Here is a 16,932-nt window from a genome sequence, read left to right on the forward strand (position 1 = left end):
TCCCGACGCTCTCTCACCAAACACCCCCTTCCGGCCGACGCTCTCTCACCAATGGTTGGCCGGAAAGCCGGCAGTGAGAGAGGGCCGGGCACAAACGGCCGTTTCGTGAGAGAGCGTCGGGTTGTAACGTTCGACTCATACCCAGCCGGGGCACAGCGGATTAGCTTAGGCTTGCCTTCATGGCTGCCCTTCCCGTGACGTCGTCCGCTACCCGCCAAACCCGGCCCCAGGTGAACCTGACCGTGCTCCGCAAGGAACGGCTCTCCCCGCATATGGTGCGGATCGTGGCGGGTGGATCTGGTTTCAGCGACTATGCGAACAACGAATTCGTGGACCGGTACGTGAAGATCGTCTTCCCGCAGCCTGGGGTGAACTACGAACTGCCGCTGGACCTGTGGGCCATCCGGGAAACCATGCCCCGGGACCAGTGGCCGCACACCCGGACCTACACCATCCGCTGGGTTGACCTGGAGGCCCAGGAGTTGGCAATCGACTTTGTGGTTCACGGCGATGAGGGACTTGCAGGACCCTGGGCGGCTGCTGCGGAACCTGGCGATTCCCTCGTCTTCACCGGGCCCGGAGGCGCGTACAACCCGGCCCTTGACGCTGACTGGCACCTGTTCGCGGGTGATGACGCGGCCATCCCAGCCATCGCGGCTTCCATCGAAGCCCTGGCGCCGGACGCCCGTGGATTCGCGTTCCTGGAAGTGGACAGCGACGAGGACATCCTGCCCATTTCGGCCCCGGCCGGCGTGGAAGTGACGTGGCTGCAGCGCAATGGAGTGCAGGCCGGGTCCAGCGAGCTCCTGCTGAACGCCCTGCGAGGCCTCGAATGGCCAGAAGGGCGTGTGGATGTCTTTGCCCACGGTGAGCGTGGCTACATGAAGGGGCTCCGGGAGATCTTCTTCGTGCAGCATGGCCTGGAACGCTCCCAAGTCTCACTGTCCGGCTACTGGGCACAGGGTCGTGTGGAGGAAGTGTTCCAGGCCGAGAAGAAGCTGCCCGTGGGGAAGATCTAGCGGCGCCGCACCCTTCGCCGTTCGTTGCTGGACAGGCCCTTGGTCAGTGGCCTGGCAAGATTGTCGCCCAGCACGATGCCTGCAGCGACTCCAAGGACAATGGCACCGGCGTTGAGCATGCCGCCCGCACCGGCCAGGAAGTCGCCGCCCTCAACAGTCAGGGCATACATCGACCGGAAGATCGTGAGGCCTGGCAGCAGGATCAACGCCGCAGGAACTGCGACCACCAACTGCGGGGCACCGAGCTTCAACGCGACCACACGGCCCAGCAAGCCGATGACCACCGCCGAAATGGCCGGCGACAAGCGGTCGCCAAGACCAAGTTCGCCAACCCCCCACAAAACGAAGAAGCCCACCAAGCCGACTGCCGCCGTCGGGAGTAACAACCGCATCTGTGTTTGTTCGGTGACGCCGATAGCCACCACCGCTATGGCGATCAGGATCGCTTGTCCCCACAGCGGATAGGCAGGCGGGAAGGTGTTGGTGACGTCCAGGACTTGGCTGCCCATCAGGGTTCCCACCACGACGGCGACACCGATCCCTGCCACGATTGCGCCGAAGGTGAGCAGGGTCGAGAGGAAACGCCCGGCCGCGGTGACCGGGAAGCCGTTGATCGCATCCTGCACCGACGAGACGAGCCTGCCCGTGGGGAGCAGCAACAGGATCCCGCCGGCCACCACAATGGACGGAGCGATGTCCGCACCCGCCCAGCGGAGCATCAGCGCAACGAAAGTTACCACGAACGAACTCGCCATGGTCACGAAGAAGTCGGGAGTCCGCCAGCGAATCAGCTGGCGCGCCAGGAGGCTGATCAACATGTTGGACGCGAACGCGAGTGCTGAAGCCCCCGGACCGCCACCAAGCACCCCCACGAAAACAGCAGCGAACACGCCGAAAGCCACGGTGACCATCCACCGTGGGAATGGCTTGGCGCTCCGGATGATCTCATTCAGCCGACGGACAGCCTCGTCTCGTCCTACTCCCCCGGCGACAATTTCCGAAACCAGTTGGTGCACCTGCGCCAGCCCGGCGTAGTTATTGGTCCACGAGCGCACCACGCGGAGCAGCGTGATGGGTGTCTGTTCCTTCGGCGCGTAGTTGATGGCCACCGACTGGTTGGTGATGTCCACCTCGATGTTCTTCAGCCCCAGCGCAGCGGTGACCGCGATCATGCTGGTCTCCACCTCCAAAGCGCCGGCCCCATAACGGAACATCGCCTCGGCCAGGTGCAGGGCGAAGTCGATGGTCTTGCGGGCGGAAGCGTCCACACCCGCCACCTGGATGGTGGGGTTGGCATACGGGCTCCCGGCCAGCCTGTCCACGATGCTCATGGGCGCCGTTGGTGGACTGTCGCCTTGGACCAGCCGCATCAACATGCGTTTGGCGTTGGCATTCTGCCGCACCTGCGATGGCCGCAGCGGCTGGGTCTTGGGCAAGCCGTCCGTGTGAGGCCTGCCGCCGGTCCCGTCAGGGCGTTCTGTCACGCAGCATTCCTCCTTTGAGTCACTTCTTCTTGAGGAACTTTCCTATGACCGGCAATTGTGCCGGTTGCAGCAAGTTTCCCAAAATGGTCTGGGCGGCTCCTGCGAGCTTCCTGACCGTGCGGTAGGCGGTGTACTTGACGGGGCTGACCGGAGCCACGAAATCGCCCAGCAACTGCACCACCTCGCCGCCGAAGCCCTTCTTGAACTCGTACCCGCCGTGGCCGGTCTCGTCCTGGCCCTGGATGCCGAACGTGCCGTAGAAGTTGTAGCGCGAATAGCCGTTGTTCAAGGCGTGCAGCAGCATGCCCCAGTAGAGGGACGTTGCACCGTTGAAATAGATGTAGTCCTGCACCGTTCCACCGATGACGCACGTGAGTTCATCACCGGAGCAGGCAAAGTGGATTGCGGCGACCGTGGCCACACCGACTGAATCCGGGAAACGCTTAATGTCCTTGAGGCTGCGTTCGTAACTGTCCACAAGGTCCTGGACGACCTTGACCCGGTTGGCTTTCTTCTTGCTGCCGGTTTCCTCGACCTCTCGTTTGAGGTCTGCGAGCGTTGTCGACTCCGCTTCGAGGCGCTCCGTGATGGAACGGCGGTATTCCGGGATGTTGATCCTGGCCATCATGAGCTTGGTGAACTCATCGGAGGTATTGCGGAGCAGTTGCTCGTAGTACTCCCGTTCCCGGTACGTGAAGCCCTTCTCGTCGCCCGCGGTCTTCAGGGCATTGTAGAAATCGTCCAGCGTTTCCAGCGTGGCCTGTTCCAGGTAGACGCCGTTCTTCTCGGCCTTCCGGATGGCCTTGCGAGTGCGGTAATTCATGCCCATGATGAGCTCTTCGGAGTCCGCAACCCCGTCCAGGGTCTTGATGAACATCCAGTTGATGTTGGCAAAGTTCATGTCGAAGCCCTGGTGCTTGAACCCGAGACCCTCAAGTTCCTTCAGGAGCGGCCGGTTATCTTCGAGCTCCGGGTGCTCCGCGCCGTCCTCGTCGCGTGCGATGTACTTGACGTTGGGCGAGATGCGCAGCTCGGCTGCCTTCTTCGATGCGGCGTGCTTCTTCAGAAGCTCGACGACGGGCCTCACCGCTGCGGCGTCGCTGTAGTCCATCAGTGGTCCCTTGGCGCAGTCTGCGACCTTATAGCCAAGGCGGTTGCTCGTGTACACGATCTTTCCGGCAGCAATCAGGCTGCCACCACGGGTGACTCCGAAGAGTTCCACCTCCTGGCCGCGGGCACGCTGGAAACGGGTGAGGTCCATGGATTGAATAAAGCTCGCTTGTGGGTGTCCCTTGGCGAAGGTCGCGAAATCAGCGTCGCTGAGAATTGCGAATTCCATGTCGGTTCCAGCCTCGATCGGAGTCAAAAAAAATTACCTCATCTTGTTGGATGTGCACCCGTTGGTGGCCGGGGCGGGCCGTGCGTCGTGTTGCCGTCTAGTAGAACTGTCCGCCGGTGCGCATGGTTTCGAGTCGGCGGAAGACCTTCTCCCCACCCTTGAGCCAGAGCTTGTACCGAAGCGGGCTCAAGACCAGGTCATAGCAGCCCACGAAATCCGTCACCGTCTTGGTGAAGCTCGTCTTGAACGATCCCAAACCGTACAGGGGGTGGGACTTGTCCTTGATGCGGGCCGCACTCGGAGTGCCGCAGAAGTCGTATTCAACGCAGCCAAGTTCCTGCATGCGCTGGATGGCTGCCCACTGCGTCAGGTGTGAGTCGCCGTACTGCTTGCGGTTCTGGGTGGAACCGCCGTCCTTATAGGTTGCCTTGGAACCGTAGTTGATCACGAAGGCGCCCACGCTCGGCTGGCCGTCCTCGTAGACGAAGAAGAAGTGCCCTTGGCCGCGGCTGCTGAATTCGTTCCAGAACTTGGCGTAGTAGTCGTAGCTGCGCAGGGGCATGGCCCCCTTGGCGTTCATGGTGTTCTGCATCAGCGCGTAGAGCTTCTTGTAGCTGGCTTCGCCGGCCTCTTCCTCGAGCACTTCGCAGCCTTCGCGCTCTGCTCTCCTGACCGCGTTGCGGGCCCTCGACGAGATGCTGCGAAGAACCTCGTTGCTTGGCTTGCCGATATCCAGGATCGCAGTGGAGTCGTTGGACTGGATGTTGGGGGCCTTAACCAGGCCGGCCGCCTTCAGTTCCGCAGTCACCTCAGGTGAGTCCACGACGTCGGGCTCTATCTTGATGGTGAAGACGTTCAGGTTCTGTTCCCTCGCCAGCTTTGCGGTGGCCTTGAGCATAGGGCTGACATCCTCGACGGCGGCAGCGTCCGGCCCCTTGATGAGGTACCAGAGCCGACCCAGAACGGGGAACTTCTTCTCCAGCAGCAGGTTGTAGCTGGAATACTCTTTGGTCTCTATGACCAGCCGGCGGACCAGCCACCCGTTGCCGTCCTTCACTGCCGCGTAGGCATCGGACTGCAGCATGTTGCCGCCATTCGGGTTGGCCGTCACGTGCTTGTCCCAGTTATCGATTTCCTCGGCGGTGGCAAAGCGGGCGGTGAATTCTCGCAAGGTGGCCGTGTCCAATCTCAGGGTTCAGTACAGTGTTCAAAGCTTGAGCGCATGCGGGCATGCAGGTTCCAGTCTATCGGGGTATGCCTAAACACCCGATTTCTACTTATATATCGGGATCTTCTCGCCGATGGAGATATGTGAATACTAGAGCCGGATCTGCTCCATGCTCTCCAACTGGATGGCCTTCGGCGCCTTCCCGAGCTCACGCTGGCCACTGGCCAAGCGGTCGGCGTTGGTAAGCCGGCTTAGGCTCAGCCCGGTCAGGTCGGCGATCTCCCCGATGGGAACTTGGAAGGTCCGGAATGGACCCAGTGGAGGAGGTTCGCCTTCGAGGAGGCGTTCTGTGATCGCCTTCTTCAACTCCACTTTTCCGAGCAAAGGTGACTGATCCAGGATGAAACCAGCTGCACCCAGCTTGGCATCGTTGGTCCACGCTGCGATCTTCCAAAACTTGCGGGGCACCTGGACGCCCCGGTAGGGAGGGTCGTCGTCCAGAAGCACAGGGCCCGTGAATACGCTGAGCTTGGCATCAAAAGTATCCGCATGCTCCAGGACGTGGTCCTCCAGTCCCACCCAAAGCTCTTTGCCTTGGTTGAAGTCGTCCACCTGCGGTGCAGCGTTGGTAAAGGAGAAGGTCTCCTGGTTGGCTTTCTTGGCCGTAGCAGCGTCGCCCCACACCGGGTCCAGCCGCCGAACCAGGTGTCCCCGGTCGAAGGCATTGTTCTTGTAAACGTCTGGTCCGGCCTGCTGCTCCTTGGGAACCCGCTCGTCAAAATGCCAGGTACCTTCGCGTGCCAAGGGGTTCAGTTCGCTGCCGCTAATGTTGACGCCCACGATCGCCGCGAGCTTCCGGGCCGTCCGGAAGCGCACGGAGAAGTGCGTGTAGTCCAACAAAATCGTCGTCGCCGACGGACTGGGCAGCTCCAGGCGTGCCCGCAAGAAATCCCGGTCATATCCCCCGCTCATGCATACAGCATGGCACCAGGGACTGACAGCGAACAGAGACTTCCTGCGTTGCGGGGCCTGCTTTGCGCGCTTCGCGAGCGTCATGGGGCGCAGAGCGGGCCACACAAGATTGAGTGCGGGGGCGCTTCCTGCGTTGCGGGGCCTGCTTTGCGCGCTTCGCGAGCGTCATGGGGCGCAGAGCGGGCCACACAAGATTGAGTGCGGGGGCGCTTCCTGCGTTGCGGGGCCTGCTTTGCGCGCTTCGCGAGCGTCATGGGGCGCAGAGCGGGCCACACAAGATTGAGTGCGGGGCCGCTTCCTGCGTTGCGGGGCCTGCTCTGCATCCCCACCGCCTCCCTAACCTCGCAAGCTCGGCCAGGGAACCCGGGCAGTGTGGGCCCTGTTTTGGAATGGGGCGCAGAGCGGGCCACACAAGCTTTGCTGGAGTCAGGTATTCAGCATTCGACGACGTTGACGGCGAGGCCGCCCATCGCGGTTTCCTTGTACTTATGGGACATATCCTTGCCCGTCTCACGCATCGTCACGATCACCTCATCAAGGGACACCCGGTGCGTGCCATCACCCCACAACGCCATCTTCGCCGCATTGATCGCCTTCGCCGCAGCAATCGCATTCCGCTCAATACACGGAATCTGCACCAAACCCCCAATCGGATCACACGTCAGCCCAAGGTTGTGTTCCATCGCGATCTCCGCCGCGTTCTCCACCTGCGCCGGCGAACCACCCATCACCTCAGCCAACCCCGCAGCAGCCATCGACGACGCAGACCCCACCTCACCCTGACACCCCACCTCAGCACCGGAAATCGAGGCCTGCTCCTTATACAACACACCCACCGCACCAGCAGCCAACAAGAACCGCACCACCACATCATCCCGATCAGCCTGGGACGCTTGATCCATCCCCGGCGCATAATGCAACGCGTAATACAACACCGCCGGAATGATCCCCGCCGCACCATTCGTCGGAGCCGTCACCACCCGGCCACCGGACGCGTTCTCCTCATTCACCGCCAGGGCGATCAGGTTCACCCACTCCTGCCAATACTTCGGATCATTCCGGTCCTTGTCCTCCTTCAACAACCGCTCCAACCAATCCGGCGCACGACGACGGACCCGCAACCCACCCGGCAACACACCCTCACGCCTCAAACTGGTCTCAACACAGGCCTCCATCACCGCCCAGATATGCAGCAAACCCTCCCGGATCTCCTCCTCAGACCGGGACGCCCGCTCATTGATCAACATGATCTCGGAAATCCCCAGACCCTTCGACGAGCACCGGCCCAACAACTCCGCCGCCGTCCGAAACGGCAACGGCAACTCCGCCTTGGACTCCTCCAACTCAGCCCGCGCCGCGGACTCCTCACCCTCCCGGACAATGAACCCACCACCCACCGAGAAAAACGTCGCCTCCCGCAACACGTTCCCCTCAGCATCAGACACGGCAAACTTCATCCCATTCGTATGCCGCGGCAACACCGTCAACGGATGCAACACCATATCCTCAACCGCATACGGCAACTGGACACCATCACCCGAAGCCCCAGCCAGGTTCAAGATCCCCGTCTCAGCAATCATGGCAAGCCGTTCCTCCACTTCCTCGGGAAGGATCAACTCGGGGTGGTAGCCCTCCAAACCCAACAACGTCGCCGTGAAAGTGCCGTGCCCCTTACCCGTCGCAGCCAAGGAACCATACAGATCAACCCGCAACGAAGCCACCGCGCCCAGGACACCAGCGTCCTTCAACTCACCAGCGAACACGGCCCCGGCACGCATCGGCCCCACAGTATGCGAGCTTGACGGGCCAATGCCCACAGAGAACAGATCGAAAACACCAACAGCCATAGCCGGGATCCCTTTTATACAGCTTGAAAACGGTCCGGCAGATGGTCCTGCCGGATGGCCTCCCCCGCTCTTGACGGCAGGCGACCGAAGCACGACGCCGGGCGGCCCCCTCAGGCGGCAACCCGGCGTCGCAAGTTCATTCAGTTATTACAACTCCACGCTACGCCACCCGGCGCGCGTGGTGCCCGCCAGAACGGAGCTGCCTAGGCGAGGTCTCCGCCGTTCTTGGAGGCGTACTCTTCGGCGGAAAGCAGCGGGCCGTCGGACTCTGCGGCGACCTTGAACAGCCACCCCTCGCCGTAGGGGTCGTTGTTGATGAGGGCGGGGTCGGACACCACGGCGTCGTTGATCTCGGTGACCTCACCAGTGACCGGCGAATACAGGTCGGAAACGGACTTAGTGGACTCCACCTCGCCACAGGTCTCCCCCGCAGTCACAGTCGAGCCGACCTCGGGCAGGTCGACGTAGACGATGTCGCCCAGTGCGTCGGTGGCAACCTCGGAAATACCAACGGATACAAGGTTTCCCTCGCCCCGGGAGACCCACTCGTGTTCGTCGGAGTACTGAAGTTCGGGCGCTACTTTGGGCATTCTGTTTCCTAACTATGGGTGATCAAAAACTGCTTAGCGGGACCGCTTGTAGAACGGCAGCGCGACGACTTCGAACGGCTCGGCCTTGCCGCGGAGGTCCACGTCGAGGGCAGTCCCGGGCTCGGCCAGGGCAACATCGACGTAAGCGAGAACCACGGGGTACCCCAGCGTCGGGCTCGGCTGGCCGGAGGTCACTTCACCCACCACGGCACCGTCCTTCAGCACCGGGTAGTGCGAACGGCCGGCACGGCGGCCCAGGCCCTTGAGGCCAACGAGCTTGCGGCCAGTGGAGGCACCGGCGCCGGACTCCTTCAAAGCAGCCAGGGCTTCCTTGCCAACAAAGTCGCCTTCCTTGGACAACGCAACGACGGGACCGAGGCCTGCGGCGAAGGGATTGCCTTCGCGGGAAAGCTCGTTGCCGTAGAGCGGCATGCCGGCTTCAAGGCGCAGCGAATCGCGGGAAGCCAGGCCGGCCGGTACGAGTTCGCCCTCGGAAGCCACGGCGGAAATGGCCTGCCACAGTGCAGCGGCGGATTCGTTGGCTACGAAGATCTCGAATCCGTCTTCGCCGGTGTACCCGGTGCGCGCCAACAGCAGGTCCTGGGTGCCGCCGTCGAACGTGAACGGAACCTCAACGGCCGCATAGTACTTCAGTTCGGTGACCAAAGCATGCTGCTCGGCCGGGACCAGGCGCAGGAGGATGGCTTCGGCGAGCGGGCCCTGGACGGCGATGAGCGACGTCTCGGAAGAGGCATCCTCAACAACGACGTCAAAACCGGCTGCGCGCACAAGGAGCGCTGCAGCGACTACCGCGGCGTTGCCGGCGTTGGGTACCACCAGGAACTTCTCCGGGCCACGACGGTACGTGATGAGGTCATCGATGATCCCGCCGTCTTCCTGGCAGATCAGCGAGTACTTGGCCTTGCCCTCAGCCATCGCGGAAATCTTGCCCACCAGCGCGTAGTCCAGGAAGGCGGCCGCGTCGGGGCCGGTAACCCAGACTTCGCCCATGTGGGAGAGGTCGAACAGGCCTGCGGACTTCCGGACTGCATGGTGTTCAGCCAGTTCGGAGGTGTATTTGAGCGGCATCTGCCAGCCACCGAAGTCGGTGAACGACGCGCCGAGCTTCTTGTGCTCTTCGTAGAGGGCTGTGAATTTCCCAGTCATGACCAGTCCTTAGTTCTCGAAGTCTTCGATCGGCGGGCAGGAGCAGACGAGGTTGCGGTCGCCGGCCGCGCCGTCGATGCGCCCTACCGGCGGGAAGTACTTGTCCTGCTTCAGGTGGTGGACAGGGAAAGCGGCCTGCTCACGTGGGTAGGCGCGGTCCCAGTCGGAGCTTACGACGGCGGCTGCCGTGTGCGGCGCGCGGCGAAGCGGAGAATCCTGCACGGAGAAGTCGCCGGCCGCAACCTGCTCGATCTCTGCCCGGATGGTGATCATGGCCTCGATGAAGCGATCGATCTCCACGAGGTCCTCGGACTCCGTGGGCTCCACCATGAGTGTGCCGGCAACCGGGAACGCCAGGGTGGGTGCGTGGAAGCCGAAGTCGATGAGGCGCTTGGCCACATCTTCAGCCGTAACACCGGTACGGGCAGTGAGTTCACGCAGGTCCAGGATGCACTCGTGGGCCACGAGTCCGCCTTCGCCCGTGTAGAGCACCGGGAAGTGCTCGTTGAGGCGGGAAGCGATGTAGTTGGCCGCGAGGAGCGCCGACTTGGTGGCTTCGGTGAGGCCCTGGCCGCCCATGAGCTTCACGTAGGCCCAGGAGATCGGCAGCACGCCGGCCGAGCCGAAGCGCGAAGCCGAGATCGGAACATCGTTGCCTTCGGTCCATGACGTGGCGTCACCGGGCATGAACGGAGCCAGGTGTGCCTTGGCAGCAACAGGACCAACACCGGGCCCGCCGCCACCGTGCGGGATGCAGAAGGTCTTGTGCAGGTTCAGGTGGGACACGTCGCCGCCGAACTTGCCCGGCTGGGCGAGACCAACAAGGGCGTTGAGGTTGGCGCCGTCGATGTAGACCTGTCCGCCGGCTTCGTGGACGGCGTCGCAGACCTCGCGCACGTCGGCGTCGTACACACCGTGAGTGGATGGGTAGGTGATCATGATGGCCGAGAGCACGTCGCGGTTGGCTTCGATCTTCGCAGCCAGGTCAGCATGGTCGATGGTGCCGTCAGATGCAGTAGCCACGACGACGACCTTCATGCCTGCGAGCACGGCCGAGGCCGCGTTGGTGCCGTGGGCGGACGCCGGGATAAGGCAGACGTTGCGCTGCTGGTCGCCCCGGGAGTGGTGGTATCCGCGGATCGCGAGGAGACCCGCGAGCTCGCCCTGGGAACCGGCGTTCGGCTGGATGGAGACCTGGTCGTAGCCGGTGATCTCGGTCAGCTGGGATTCGAGGTCGGCGATGAGTTCACGCCAGCCGGAGGTCTGGGAGTCCGGAGCGAACGGGTGGATCGAAGCGAACTCCGGCCAGGAGATGGCTTCCATCTCGGCCGTAGCGTTGAGCTTCATGGTGCAGGAACCCAACGGGATCATGGTGCGGTCCAGGGCCAGGTCCCGGTCCGAGAGCTTGCGGATGTAGCGGAGGAGCTGCGTCTCGGAACGGTGCGTGTTGAACACCGGGTGCTGCAGGTATTCGCTCGAGCGCTCAACGGAAGCCTCAAGTGCGAAGCCTTCCACGGACTCGAGTACCGAAGCGCCGAAGACGGCCGCTACGTCGGCGACTACCGCCGTCGTCGTGGTTTCATCAACCGAGATACCAACAGTGTCCGCGTCGATGCCGCGCAGGTTGATGCCCTTGGCCTCCGCTGCAGCCACGAGCTCCGCGGCACGGCCTGGCACGCGAACGGTGACGGTGTCGAAGAAGGAACCGTGGAGGACCTCGACGTCGGCGGCCTTCAGCGAGGCGGCGAGGGTACGGGCGTGGTTGTGGGCAGTCTCGGCGATGGCCTTCAAGCCCTCGGGGCCGTGGTACACCGCGTACATCGAAGCGACGATCGCCAGGAGTGCCTGTGCCGTGCAGATGTTGGAGGTGGCCTTCTCGCGGCGGATGTGCTGCTCACGGGTCTGCAGCGCCAAGCGGTAGGCGGGGACACCGGCGTCGTCCTTGGAAACGCCAACCAAACGGCCCGGCATGGAACGCTCGAGACCCTTCTGGACGGCCATGTACGCGGCGTGCGGACCGCCGAAGAACAGCGGCACACCCAGGCGCTGGGCAGAACCGACGGCGATATCAGCGCCCTGCTCGCCCGGAGGAGTGATGAGCGTGAGCGAGAGGAGGTCGGCTGCGACGGTGACCAGGGCACCCCGCTCTTTCGCCGCAGCGATCACGGCGGAGTGGTCGAAGACGCGGCCGGAAACACCGGGCTGCTGAAGGACGACGCCGTTGATGGCGCCTTCCGGAAGACCGTTGGCGAGATCCGCCACCTCGACTTCAAAGCCAAGAGCCTCGGCGCGGCCCTTCACGATGGCGATGGTCTGCGGCAGGCAATCGGCGTCGAGGACGGTTTTGCCGTCCTGGGCGGCCTTGTTCTTGTTGGCGCGGCGCATCATCAGCACGGCCTCAGCTACGGCAGTTGCTTCGTCCAGCAGGGAAGCATTGGCGATGGGCAGGCCAACGAGGTCCTGGACCATGGTCTGGAAGTTCAGGAGTGCCTCGAGGCGGCCCTGGGAGATTTCCGGCTGGTACGGCGTGTAAGCGGTGTACCAGGCCGGCGATTCAAGGATGTTGCGGCGGATCACCGGGGGCGTGATGGTGTCGAAGTAGCCCTGGCCGATCATCTGGACGGCCGTCTTGTTCTTCGCTGCAAGCTTGCGGAGCTCTGCAAGGACCTCAACTTCGCTCAGCGCGTTCTGCAGGGTCAGGGCAACGTCCTGGCGGATGTCGTTGGGAACCGCGGTGTCCACGAGGGAATCCACGGAGTCGTATCCAACCGACTTGAGCATGGTGTCAATGTCGGCCTGGCGGCGGGCACCGATATGCCGGTCGACGAAGGTGGTGGAGGCTGAACTAACCGTCACGAAGGAACTCCATTACTTGGGCGGCGCTTGGGTACGCCACAGTGGCTCGGGTTCCTCCCCGCTCTGTATTGGACCTGAGAGTTTCCGCGTGTTGCCTGCACAACGCCGCTTGCACCGTCGGTGAGCATAACAACCGTGGCACCGGTTGCCTGCTGCTTTCCAGAGTTGCCTAACCGCGGCGGTGCATGGGCCTGAGAGATTCCTGGGGAGGATTTGCTCCTACGGCGCCTGCATCTCGTACTGCAGGACTCTCCCGCCGCAGATCATAGGCTTTATGCAATTGTTCGCGGCCCGCCGGAAAGGCGCACCACAGTTGTTAATTGTCCTATGACCGCCGCGCGGCGGCAAATGGAAGGCCGCGCTACTTCCGCAAGCGATCCAGGACCGTCAGGAGGACCTCGACGTCGGCCTCCCGCCCTGCAGTGCCAGCCTCCTGCCCGCCTTCAAACATCGCGTTGAAATAGAGGCCATCGCCCATATAGCTGACAGCCTTGGCAACCTCAGGCCCAACATCCCCGGCCAGCACGTCCAGCCACCGTTGCTGGATCGCGGCGAACCGACGGCGGGTTTCTTCGTGGGCCACCTCGGCCAGACGGGTTGCTGCGACGAAGGCCCGGTCCATGGGCGTGTCCGCCCAGAGGGATGACCGGATGAAGTAGGCAGCCGCACCATCCGGGGCCGCTTTCATCTGCTCGGTGTCCTGCTTCGCCAACTCGTCCAGGCGTTCCAGCACCGCGCTGATCAACGACTCCTTGTTGGGGAAGTGGTAGAGCAGGCCGCCTTTTGACACTCCCGCACGCTTGGCGACGGCGTCCAGCGTGGCAGCACGCTCCCCCACTTCGATCAGGAGTGCTTCAAAGGCATCCAGGACAGCATCCCGGGCAACTGGTTTTCGCGGCATGGATCCATCATTCCCTAAAGCTGGGTCGGGTTGTATTTGAAACTATACCGTCTGGACGGTACAGTAAAAAACATGTTCTCGCCGTCCTCAACCCACGCTCCCCGTTCCTCCGTGCGCCCGGTCCCGGGCAAGACTGCACCGTGGCGCGACTGGACGGCCCTGGCACTGCTGATGTTCCCGGTGCTGCTGGTGGCCGTCGACAACACCGCGCTCACCTTTGCCCTGCCGGAAATCGCCCGTTCACTGGACGTCGGAGGCATCCAACTCCTGTGGATCGTGGACGCCTATCCGCTGGTCCTGGCGGCGTTGCTGGTTTCCATGGGCAACTTCGGCGACAGGATCGGACGACGGCGGCTGCTCCTGATCGGCAGCACGGGTTTCGCGGCGGTGTCGGCTGCTACAGCGTTCGCGCCGTCGGCGGAATGGTTGATTGCCGGACGCGCCGCACTTGGTGTCTTCGGCGCCATGCTGATGCCCTCCACGCTGTCCCTGATCCGGAACATCTTTACCGACCCGAACCGTCGCCGGCTCGCAATCGCCGTCTGGGCTGCCGGGTTCTCCGGTGGCGCCGCCCTGGGCCCGATCTTCGGTGGCTGGCTGGTGGAGCACTTCTGGTGGGGTGCCGTGTTCCTCGTGGCGACGTTCCTGCTGCTGCCCCTGCTTGCCTTTGGGCGGGTACTCATTCCCGAATCCAAGGATGCCAACCCGGGCCGCGTGGATGTCCCGAGCATTGCCCTGTCCGTTCTGACCATGGCCCCCTTTGTGTACGGGATCAAGGAATTCGCCGTGCACGGCTTTGGCCCTTCGGCGGCGGCGTTCATGACCTTCGGCCTGCTCATGGGTGTGTTCTTTGTGCGTCGGCAGCAACAGCTTTCAGGTCCGATGCTGGACGTCCGATTGTTCAGCAACAAAGTGTTCAGCACGGCGATCGTGGCAAACGTGTTGTCCCTGTTCTCCATGACCGGGTTCATCTACTTCTTCGCCCAGCACCTGCAGTTGGTGGAAGGGCAGTCCCCCATGGAGGCCGGGATCGCGATGATTCCCGCGCTCCTGGCAACAGTGGTGGCCGGCCTCTTGGTGGTGCCACTGGTCAAGCGCATCCGCCCGGGCTACGTGGTTGCCGGCGGACTCTCGCTCAGCGCCGTTGGTTACTTCGTGGCCATGGCGGGCGACCATGGAACCGGACCCGTGTTCCTGTTGTCCGCATTGACCGTCCTGGCCGTGGGGGTAGGAGCGGCGGAGACCATCTCCAACGACCTCATCCTGGCTTCCGTTCCGGCCGACAAGTCCGGAGCCGCCTCGGCGATCTCCGAGACCGGTTACGAACTCGGTTCCTTGCTGGGGACAGCTGTGCTCGGCTCCATCCTCACGGCCTCGTACCAGCAAAACCTCGTGATTCCGGACGGTGTGTCCGCCGAGGCTGCGGGCAAGTCAGGGGAAACGCTGGCTGGAGCCGTAGATGCGGCTGCAGCCCTCCCGGCCCCACTGTCGGAGGCGTTGACCCAGGCCGCACGGGTTGCCTTCGAATCGGGCGTCCACATCACCGCGGCGATTGGGCTGGTACTGATGGCCGGAGCGGCAGTGCTTGCCGCCGTCGTACTTCGAGGCGTTCCCAAGGCGCAGTAGCCGTAACGCAGGAAGCCCGGGCCACTCACGCGGCCCGGGCTTCCTCCTGTTTAGACGGCCTGGTTGAGCGTGGAACCGAGGCCCAACGTGCGGGTGATTCCGCCAGTGGTGGCAGTGGCCAACGCGGAAAGATAGTCGTTCCGGCGCCGGGCGGTGATGCGCGATTCGGGTTCGAAGGCCCTGTCCGGGTTGTCTGCATAGTGGGTGGCCAGGCCATCGCGCATGAGGCGGATGCCTTCGGCGCGCTGCTGGGATACCGCAGCGTGCGTGGAACCCAACTCCTCGGCGAGTTCCTTCACGGAGCGGCCCGCCAAATAGATTTCCTGGATGACGAAGCGCATCTTCTCCGGCAAAGCGTCGACGGCGGCACGCAGGTATTTGATGCGTTCATCGGCCAGCACGGAGTTTTCCGGAGACGGCGTGACTGACGCCACCGTGTCCACGACCACCTCGTCCAGTGACGTCAACGTCCTTGCGGCGTCGGCCATGGCGGCCTCGACGTGGCTTCGCTCGACACCGAGCGCCGATGCCATTTCGGCGATGCTGGGGTTCCTGCCCAGGGCACCCGTGAGGGTCTCCTGGATGGCCATTGTTTCCTTCATGCGCTTGCGGGCGGAGCGCGTGGCCCAGTCCCCGGCACGCATCTCGTCCGCGAACGCACCGATGATGCGACGGCGGGCAAATGCGCCAAAGGGGACGCCAAGATCCGGGTCAAAGGAATCAGCTGAAGTAATGAGCGCCAGGGAACCCACGGAAGCAAAATCATCGCGCGACAAATGAGATGCGCGCGCGCAAAGGTCAGAGACCAAGTAACCAACGAGCGGAAGGTGCTGCAACACCAACTCGTTGCGCTGTTCGCGATTCAAATTTAAGTCCCCCCATGAGACCGGATTATTGAGTTGCCATAACCTTTGACCGCAAATTCCGGACGGCGCCTAGAGACCAATCACAGCGACGATTTGGGACTTCGTTTCAGGTACGTGTTCAGTGAACATACCACCTGAAAACGTCTCTGCGTGTACGCTCGACACAAGAAACTCAAAAGCCTGCTGAAACGTGATTTTGCTGGCCATCAATGGATTGGGGAACCGTGGGGGCGGACGAGCTATCGGCAACGCTGTGGCGCGAGCGCGGGCGACTCGATTTCCTGCTTTTCCTGCTCGAAACGCAGCTTCTGCACCTGCACGCCGGTCATTGGCACCGGCTCAACTTCACTGCGTCCGAGCTCGAAAAAGTCCTGGAGAATCTCCGATTTGAATCCCTGGCCCGGGGTGTCGAGGCTTCTGCTTTGGCCGCCGAATGGAAGGCGCCTGATCAATTAACTTTGCCTTCATTGGTTCGAATTGCGCCGCCGGGTGTTTGGGCTGGACTTTTGGGCGAACACCGCGAGGCGATGATTTCACTCGTGGAATCAATTGACGAAGCAATCGACGCCAACGTTTCCGCCCTCGCCGATGGACCTGTTGTGGATGTCCCTGGCGCTGACGAGCTGGCTTTGGTGACGCGCGAAGCCAACATCCAACGGGCCCTGGCCGCAGTCCATGCTGCCGCGCTCCCATCGCTCCGGGACTTCCTCGGCCTCCCCTAGCCCCCTCCCCCCGGCCGATCCCCTCTCACGAAAACGCCCCTTCCCGGCGACCCTCGCTCACTGATCCCGCGGCCACAAGCCAGTTGGTGAGAGAGCGTTGGGGTGAAGGGGCAGTTTCGTGAGAGAGCGTCAGGGGGTTTGGGGGGTTGGTGGGCGGAGGGCGGCCAGGAGTTCTTCTGCTTCGGGGCCAGCCTGGGTTGCCGCGAGGTTGGCAGCAGCGATCGCCTCCACCACTTCGCTGCGCTGGATGGACACCCCCCGGGGAGCTTCGATTCCGATCCGGACACCGTCGCCACGGCCCTCCATGACGGTGATGACAATATCGTCGCCAATCATGATCTTTTCGCCCGGCTTGCGCGTCAGTACCAGCATGAA

14 protein-coding genes and 1 riboswitch are annotated in these 16,932 nt (G+C 62.9%); of the genes, 3 read left to right on the forward strand and 11 right to left on the reverse strand.

What is annotated here, in order from left to right; translation table 11 throughout:
* The first annotated feature begins 179 nt into the window (after positions 1–179).
* Complete coding sequence (locus tag ACFVSJ_RS16590; protein WP_387438037.1) at positions 180–1,019, forward strand: siderophore-interacting protein; 840 nt, start codon at positions 180–182, stop codon at positions 1,017–1,019.
* Here ACFVSJ_RS16590 and ACFVSJ_RS16595 read toward each other — a convergent pair.
* From ACFVSJ_RS16595 to ACFVSJ_RS16635, 9 genes are all read right to left on the reverse strand, one after another.
* Complete coding sequence (locus ACFVSJ_RS16595; RefSeq protein WP_387438038.1) at positions 1,016–2,503, reverse strand: threonine/serine exporter ThrE family protein; 1,488 nt, start codon at positions 2,501–2,503, stop codon at positions 1,016–1,018. The two genes, ACFVSJ_RS16590 and ACFVSJ_RS16595, sit on opposite strands and share 4 nt — an antisense overlap.
* Positions 2,504–2,522: 19 nt before the next feature.
* A complete protein-coding gene (locus ACFVSJ_RS16600) occupies positions 2,523–3,842 on the reverse strand; it encodes a peptidoglycan bridge formation glycyltransferase FemA/FemB family protein (RefSeq protein WP_387438039.1) in 1,320 nt (439 codons plus the stop codon).
* A gap of 97 nt (positions 3,843–3,939) precedes the next feature.
* Positions 3,940–5,028 carry a lipid II:glycine glycyltransferase FemX gene (locus tag ACFVSJ_RS16605; protein WP_387438040.1) on the reverse strand — a complete coding sequence of 363 codons (1,089 nt, stop codon included), beginning with the start codon at positions 5,026–5,028 and terminating at the stop codon, positions 3,940–3,942.
* Between the two features lie 132 nt (positions 5,029–5,160).
* Entirely contained in the window at positions 5,161–5,982 is an 822-nt protein-coding gene (locus ACFVSJ_RS16610) for a DNA/RNA non-specific endonuclease (protein WP_387438041.1), read from the reverse strand.
* A gap of 434 nt (positions 5,983–6,416) precedes the next feature.
* Positions 6,417–7,829, reverse strand: a complete 1,413-nt coding sequence (locus tag ACFVSJ_RS16615; RefSeq protein WP_387438042.1) for an L-serine ammonia-lyase — start codon at positions 7,827–7,829, stop codon at positions 6,417–6,419.
* Positions 7,830–8,032: 203 nt separating this feature from the next.
* Entirely contained in the window at positions 8,033–8,419 is a 387-nt protein-coding gene (gene gcvH / locus ACFVSJ_RS16620; RefSeq protein WP_387438043.1) for a glycine cleavage system protein GcvH, read from the reverse strand.
* 33 nt (positions 8,420–8,452) lie between these two features.
* Positions 8,453–9,586 (reverse strand): glycine cleavage system aminomethyltransferase GcvT, encoded by a 1,134-nt coding sequence (gene gcvT, locus ACFVSJ_RS16625; RefSeq protein ID WP_387438044.1) that lies wholly within the window; start codon positions 9,584–9,586, stop codon positions 8,453–8,455.
* A gap of 9 nt (positions 9,587–9,595) precedes the next feature.
* A complete protein-coding gene (gene gcvP, locus ACFVSJ_RS16630; protein ID WP_387438045.1) occupies positions 9,596–12,442 on the reverse strand; it encodes an aminomethyl-transferring glycine dehydrogenase in 2,847 nt (948 codons plus the stop codon).
* A gap of 169 nt (positions 12,443–12,611) precedes the next feature.
* Positions 12,612–12,708: riboswitch (glycine riboswitch) on the reverse strand.
* A gap of 95 nt (positions 12,709–12,803) precedes the next feature.
* On the reverse strand, positions 12,804–13,343 hold the full coding sequence (locus ACFVSJ_RS16635) for a TetR/AcrR family transcriptional regulator (RefSeq protein ID WP_387438046.1): 540 nt from the start codon (positions 13,341–13,343) through the stop codon (positions 12,804–12,806).
* A gap of 72 nt (positions 13,344–13,415) precedes the next feature.
* Here ACFVSJ_RS16635 and ACFVSJ_RS16640 point away from each other — a divergent pair, with 72 nt between their 5' ends.
* The gene (locus tag ACFVSJ_RS16640) at positions 13,416–14,969 is read left to right on the forward strand and encodes an MFS transporter (protein WP_387438047.1); all 1,554 of its coding nucleotides are present in this window, start codon (positions 13,416–13,418) and stop codon (positions 14,967–14,969) included.
* A gap of 50 nt (positions 14,970–15,019) precedes the next feature.
* Here the strand turns inward: ACFVSJ_RS16640 and ACFVSJ_RS16645 are convergent, their stop codons facing one another.
* Positions 15,020–15,835 (reverse strand): sigma-70 family RNA polymerase sigma factor, encoded by an 816-nt coding sequence (locus ACFVSJ_RS16645; protein WP_387438048.1) that lies wholly within the window; start codon positions 15,833–15,835, stop codon positions 15,020–15,022.
* 224 nt (positions 15,836–16,059) lie between these two features.
* On the opposite strand from ACFVSJ_RS16645, the gene ACFVSJ_RS16650 reads away from it, so the two are divergent.
* Positions 16,060–16,557 carry a flagellar protein FlgN gene (locus ACFVSJ_RS16650; protein WP_387438049.1) on the forward strand — a complete coding sequence of 166 codons (498 nt, stop codon included), beginning with the start codon at positions 16,060–16,062 and terminating at the stop codon, positions 16,555–16,557.
* Positions 16,558–16,686: 129 nt separating this feature from the next.
* Here ACFVSJ_RS16650 and csrA read toward each other — a convergent pair whose 3' ends face one another.
* The gene (csrA, locus tag ACFVSJ_RS16655) at positions 16,687–16,929 is read right to left on the reverse strand and encodes a carbon storage regulator CsrA (protein WP_387438050.1); all 243 of its coding nucleotides are present in this window, start codon (positions 16,927–16,929) and stop codon (positions 16,687–16,689) included.
* Positions 16,930–16,932 lie beyond the last annotated feature (3 nt).

Origin of the sequence: Paenarthrobacter sp. NPDC058040, from assembly GCF_042885775.1 — a bacterium.
Classification (GTDB): Bacteria; Actinomycetota; Actinomycetes; order Actinomycetales; family Micrococcaceae; genus Arthrobacter.

Coding starts and splice junctions, on each gene's coding strand:
- ACFVSJ_RS16600 (WP_387438039.1), bottom strand. CDS start 3,842: ATGGAATTCGCAATTCTCAGCGACGCTGATTTCGCGACCTTCGCCAAG.
- ACFVSJ_RS16590 (WP_387438037.1), top strand. CDS start 180: ATGGCTGCCCTTCCCGTGACGTCGTCCGCTACCCGCCAAACCCGGCCC.
- ACFVSJ_RS16640 (WP_387438047.1), top strand. CDS start 13,416: ATGTTCTCGCCGTCCTCAACCCACGCTCCCCGTTCCTCCGTGCGCCCG.
- csrA (WP_387438050.1), bottom strand. CDS start 16,929: ATGCTGGTACTGACGCGCAAGCCGGGCGAAAAGATCATGATTGGCGAC.
- ACFVSJ_RS16610 (WP_387438041.1), bottom strand. CDS start 5,982: ATGAGCGGGGGATATGACCGGGATTTCTTGCGGGCACGCCTGGAGCTG.
- gcvT (WP_387438044.1), bottom strand. CDS start 9,586: ATGACTGGGAAATTCACAGCCCTCTACGAAGAGCACAAGAAGCTCGGC.
- gcvH (WP_387438043.1), bottom strand. CDS start 8,419: ATGCCCAAAGTAGCGCCCGAACTTCAGTACTCCGACGAACACGAGTGG.
- ACFVSJ_RS16615 (WP_387438042.1), bottom strand. CDS start 7,829: ATGGCTGTTGGTGTTTTCGATCTGTTCTCTGTGGGCATTGGCCCGTCA.
- ACFVSJ_RS16635 (WP_387438046.1), bottom strand. CDS start 13,343: ATGCCGCGAAAACCAGTTGCCCGGGATGCTGTCCTGGATGCCTTTGAA.